Below are 5,333 nucleotides of genomic sequence, written 5' to 3'. Positions count from 1 at the left end.
CTAAAAGTCAGGCCATTGGAGCGGGGTGAAGGGTTTAAATTTATCAACAAAGTGGTGGGCGGTGCTATTCCGACATCCTTGATCCCGGCAGTAGAAAAAGGGATCCGACAGGCGGTTGAGGAAGGAGCCATATCCGGTAACCCAATCCATGATGTAGAAGTCACTGTGTATGACGGTAAATACCATTCTGTTGATTCAAAGGAAATCGCGTTTGTGATTGCCGGCAAAAAAGCTTTCCTCGACGCAGTAAACAATGCTAACCCCATCGTACTCGAGCCTATCGTTGAACTAGACCTTCAAATCCCTACGGATTCTGTCGGTGATGTTAGTGGTGATTTGGCTGCGAACCGTGGTGTCATTTTAGGTACCCAATCTGAAGAGAACAATTTCACTTCACTAAAAGCGCGGATCCCGCAAAACGAGCTGCTCGATTACTCCCAGAGGTTAAGGGCAATGACTGGTGGTGAAGGGACATTTAGTATGGCTCTTAGCCATTATGAGCCTGCACCAAATACCGTTCAGAAAAAGGTGTGTAGTGCTGCTGAAGCAGCGTGCTAGCGATACCTTGTAGAAATAACAATAAATAGGCTCCTGAGATAGGAGCCTATTTATTGAGCACGTTGAAACGGTTTGATATGTTCAGTAAGGAACTCGTTGATAGGTTAAGGAAAATGGAAACCAAAAGGCTAATACTGATGCCACCATCTTTGGATAGGGCAGCAATGATGCTTGAGGCAATTATCGAAAGCCAAGAAGAACTTGGTGTGTTCCTGCCTTGGGTGCCCTATGCCTTAACTGAAGAGGCATCCATTGAGAATACCAAGCAAGCGATAGCCAATTTCGAAGCTTTTGAAGGGGAGCTTCGATATTCCCTTATAGAAAAGAAGACAGGTCGGTTTATAGGTGTTATTGGGCTTCTAGTTAGGGACATTGCTGTCCCTTATTTTGAGATAGGATACTGGCTGAGAACGTCAGCTTATGGCTGTGGTTACATGACAGAGGCTGTGGATTGTTTGGCTGAATATGCATTCCAAGAATTAAGAGCCAACCGTATTGAAATCACTGCGGCGGAGCAGAATTATCCAAGCCGCGCTGTTGCCGAGCGTTGTGGCTTTGAGTTTGAATGCTTGAAGAAAAATGAAAGGCGGTTACCCTCAGGAGAGCTTGGCCATACTGTGGTGTATAGCAAAACCACTGCCTAAATCGTAAAGAGTGATTGCTGAATTACCTTGGCACTGGTGATATCCCTCACTAACAAGATCGTTATGCTTTAGATCTTCCACAATAGTATCTTGCTGGACGAAAGCTCTATGTTAGATTATTGATTAGTTTAAAAATCTATCATGGAGTTTTGATGAATCAGAATACTGCACCGCTCAATGCGATTCGCTATGTTAGCGAATATGCAAAGAACTTAAATACTAACGAATTGCAGGCTCTTGGGCATATCTTAGATATGTCGAACATCGACGAGCAGTTGGTGACGCAGTTTTTTGACCAAATTCAACAGAAAGCGCAGATCGCTGCACACTTCCACCCAGATAGAGTGACTGCCAATGGGCTAACGGTTGTTGAATCAATGCAACACTCAGGCCGTTACCTCAACCAGTTCGAATCGTTTGTATCTAACGGTAAGCTTGATCCACACCAAGAAGGGGAGCGTGCCCAGTGGGAAAACCACCTTTTTGGTGATGTATTCACAAATGAACCTTTAAACCAACGCCCCAAGTATGGAGCGCTGGATATCGCAAAGCATATGGATGGTCCGTGCCCGAGGTTTGGTTCATGTTATTTCGTATTTAAACCTGAACTGAGCCAACGTGCGACTTTCTGTTTTGGTGATTCTTTCCAAACCCCGCAAACTAGGGGAACTTTAGAGAGCTTTAAGCCCATTTTCGCTGCAGCATTATTGGAGTGTTTTGAGAGGGATACAGTACTGGGTATACACAATATCCGCCCAAAGCCGTTCGTCGAAAGATATCTAAAGGGTGATTTAGCTACCTTTGGTAAAGATCTTGTTGCCCGATTAACTCAGCAAAAAGCAAGGAACCTCGATCATTATATCGAAGCGCAAGTGCACGGTGATATCAGTTTAACCAATGATATTGAAAGCCTTATAGCTGATTCATCATTTAAGGATACTGAAATTGGCAATGCGCTTGAGCAGTTAGCGCAAACATATGATATTGAATTAGCGTGGCGTCCAGCATATCGATTGGCGGTTGAAAGTGTTCCCGATGACTTTCGTGGACCCGATATGGTCCACCTCGCAAAGCAAGTTGCAATTGACGGCGATGTGACAGCTTTGGCTATCGGTCAGGCAGCCCAGCGTGTTGTCGATAACCATGCTGGCTTATCGCCTGTTAAAGTCCAAGCCGAACTTCAGCAACTAAAACTGTTATGGCATGTTTTGGTTAAGTTTGGGTGATTTTCAGGAGAGCCGCAGGAAGATAACTTATCACTGCGGCCCCAGCGCTTAAAAAAAGTTAGGCTGCGAGTTCTTGTCCGTTAGCAACTGAAATCTCACGCTTTATACAAGCGAAGAAGGCATTACCCGATGTACTTTTTAGCGGGACAATTTTTTCGTAGTCATGCTCGAACATATATACCTCGAAAAACGGCTCAAGCAGATGGCGCATTTGATCAAAGCTTACCGCAACCATAGGGTGTTCATCTTTCCACTTTAGGATCTCGCCACTACTTTGCTTTTCGATACTTAATCTGAGTTTTTGCTGTTCACCGCTGCCTGGGTAGTGCCACCCAGAAGCAAAGATAAAGCTGTCGCCGTCATGCTCAGCACGATGGCTTACAAATGAACTGTTATCGATCATGTCCTTTTCTACCACGTTAAAGCAGAACATCCCGCCATCTCGCAGCGCAGCGTGAGCACTTGCAATACATGCCTTTAGCTTCTCTATGTCACTCGAATAGTGGATAGAGTAGAGAAAACAGGTGATCAAATCGACTTGGCTCTCAACGGCAAAGCGAGTCATATCCTGCTGTATAAAGCTTGCTTCGGGACAGCGAATTTTAGCCTGATCCAGCATAGGTTGGTTGAGGTCTAACCCTAGGCTCTGGTAACCATTATCAACCAAGTGCCTGATATGAGGACCTGTCCCACACGCCAAATCAAGGTGACGTTTTCCTTCATTGCCGAATAGCTGATGTAATCTGCGCACGTACGTACTCTGTGCTTTGTAGTCAATATCAGCACACATCAAGTCATAATAGCCTGATAAGTCGGTGTATAACGCATTGGAGGACGGTGTAGTCACTAGTGTAAACCTGCAAACAAAAGGTTGCGCAGGATACAGCCTGTAACACAGTGAGAAAAACAAAAAACATTGCTCGTTTCGATTTGTATTATTCATGGTAAAGCTCAATGAGCCATAAGTAATTAAGGGACTGTTGAAGCCTTTATTATGCGTGTGCGTGAGTATGTGGTTAATGTTCGGTCTAGAAAAGATGTGGAAAAAATTTAGGTTCTATATTATTGATAATACGATAATTAAAAAATGAGTGCTGAAATTCACATAAAAATGCTTGCATTTATGTGCACGCATACATTAAAGTTCACCCCATGAAGAAGATAATGACAGATTTACAAAGAAAAGAACGGTTTTTCGAAAACAGTTTGGAATCCCAGTTGTTCAAAGTGTTTTCTGAGCCTGTTCGGATCCAGCTTGCTCAGATAATGATTAGTCTAGGTACCTCAGATGTTAGTACCATTGCTGAACATGTGTCGCAAGATCGCTCCGTAGTTTCTCGGCACCTCAAAGCGATGCATGAAGTAGGGGTTGTCAGCAGCGAAAAGGTTGGAAGACATACTTTATATACTTTTCGAGCTGAAGAGCTTGCTAGCCGTTTAGAAGTTATTGCTGCTAACATTCGAGCTATTCAATCTGTTGAGATAAAAAAAGACAGTTCTTCCTAATGAAATAATATCTATGGGCTGTAAAAATATGCCCATTGATAGACCAATTTACAATCAAATGATGTCTAAAGAAGTTTTTCTTCTAATATTCTTCTATCTATTAGGTGCATGTATGTGCACCTATGCATTTAACTTTTAATACAAAAATCTCTTGAAATCGAGGCATTGGCAAATGGCTTTGCCAATTGATGATGTAAAAGGAGTTATTAACCAGTTAATAAATACAAACAGTTAGGACAAGATTATGCGTTTGGCACACTATATAACGTTAAGCTCTTTCATTTTTACTCCTCTAGCCGCAAATGCGATTGATCCAATCCCCAAAGAAAGTGGATTCAGTGGGTACGTTAACCTCGGTGCTGGAGGCGTCTCTGTAAAATCAAATGAATTAGCCAGTGCTGGCTTTATCGATTTAAGCGAAAAATCTATTAACTCTTATGGCTCTGCCAAAAGTGAGAGTAGTGCCATGATGATAGCAGCTGGTGAAATTTCTTATACTTTTGCTGAAACAGGCACACAGATCTTTATTGGTAACCGGTTGGAAGATTATATTCGATTTGATCTTTCAACGTTTGCTGGTGTACGTCAAAACCTTGGTAAGGCAGGTGTGATGGGAGCCAGTGTGCTCTATACCGCTGCAGAAACAGAAGTCTGGTCAGATCCATTTAAAACAGGCGGAGCACGTGAAGAAACTGGTAGGACGGCAAATGGCTATCGACTGATTTGGGATAAAATCTATGGCACTGGTTTAGAGTTACGATACTCATACAGAGAGATTGAAATCGACAATGAGCAAAATGGCCAATCGCTGAATTTATCAGATGCAGAAAGAACGGCGCTAAATCGAAATGGTGATAATCATAAAGTTGAGGCAAGATACCAGTTTAGCTCTGAAGATAGAAGGCATATTGTGACACCTGAAGTTTCATACACAAAGCATGATACTCAGGGTAAGGCAATGGCCTGGGAAGGATATTCTATTGGTGCAAACTATATATACACTAACGATGATTGGCGTTTTGTCACCAACGTTTACGCATCAAAGCAAAAAGCGGATGAAGCAAATCCTGTTTTTGGCGAAAAAGCTGATAGTAAATTGCACGGTGTCAGTGTAAATGCTTTCTACAGCAAACCGTTTGGCTTGAAAAACTGGACAGCTAATGCTGGTGTGGCATGGTTTGAAGATAACAACGATATTTCTTTCTATGACTCTCAAGTTTTGATGGTCAATGCTGGGATGTTATACCGATTTTAATAAATCAATCTATTAATGTTTTATTGCCAAATTCATCTAAAAATCTTTTAATGAAAAAGTTAATCTCAGGTTTATGAATTCTAAAATAAACCGATAGATAGATTAGTATTAGATAATTACTAATGTCTTCAATCATCATAAAGC

Annotated in this window: 5 protein-coding genes and 1 pseudogene; 5 read left to right on the top strand and 1 reads right to left on the bottom strand. The window is 42.1% G+C overall.

Annotated features, from left to right (window positions below; genetic code table 11):
- The 3 genes and pseudogenes from fusA to BIZ37_RS29340 all read left to right on the top strand — a co-directional run.
- Nucleotides 1-558 (top strand): annotated as a pseudogene (gene fusA / locus BIZ37_RS29350) (elongation factor G); the annotation flags it as partial.
- Between the two features lie 113 nt (nucleotides 559-671).
- Complete coding sequence (locus tag BIZ37_RS29345) at nucleotides 672-1,202, top strand: GNAT family N-acetyltransferase (RefSeq protein ID WP_187464552.1); 531 nt, start codon at nucleotides 672-674, stop codon at nucleotides 1,200-1,202.
- A gap of 152 nt (nucleotides 1,203-1,354) precedes the next feature.
- On the top strand, nucleotides 1,355-2,428 hold the full coding sequence (locus BIZ37_RS29340) for a DUF3626 domain-containing protein (protein ID WP_187464551.1): 1,074 nt from the start codon (nucleotides 1,355-1,357) through the stop codon (nucleotides 2,426-2,428).
- A 58-nt stretch (nucleotides 2,429-2,486) separates the two neighbouring features.
- Here BIZ37_RS29340 and BIZ37_RS29335 read toward each other — a convergent pair whose 3' ends face one another.
- Entirely contained in the window at nucleotides 2,487-3,218 is a 732-nt protein-coding gene (locus tag BIZ37_RS29335) for a class I SAM-dependent methyltransferase (RefSeq protein WP_255526957.1), read from the bottom strand.
- 374 nt (nucleotides 3,219-3,592) lie between these two features.
- Between BIZ37_RS29335 and BIZ37_RS29330 the strand changes: the two genes are divergently transcribed.
- Together BIZ37_RS29330 and BIZ37_RS29325 are read left to right on the top strand one after the other, a co-directional pair.
- On the top strand, nucleotides 3,593-3,934 hold the full coding sequence (locus BIZ37_RS29330; RefSeq protein WP_187464549.1) for a helix-turn-helix transcriptional regulator: 342 nt from the start codon (nucleotides 3,593-3,595) through the stop codon (nucleotides 3,932-3,934).
- Nucleotides 3,935-4,178: 244 nt separating this feature from the next.
- Nucleotides 4,179-5,189, top strand: coding sequence for a DUF2860 family protein (locus tag BIZ37_RS29325; protein WP_187464548.1), 1,011 nt, complete (start codon nucleotides 4,179-4,181; stop codon nucleotides 5,187-5,189).
- Nucleotides 5,190-5,333: the final 144 nt, after the last annotated feature.

The organism is Photobacterium sp. BZF1 (assembly GCF_014349205.1).
Taxonomy (GTDB): Bacteria; Pseudomonadota; Gammaproteobacteria; order Enterobacterales; family Vibrionaceae; genus Photobacterium.
The sequence above is the reverse complement of the archived record's forward strand: the minus strand, read 5'-3'. Positions and strand labels throughout refer to the sequence as shown.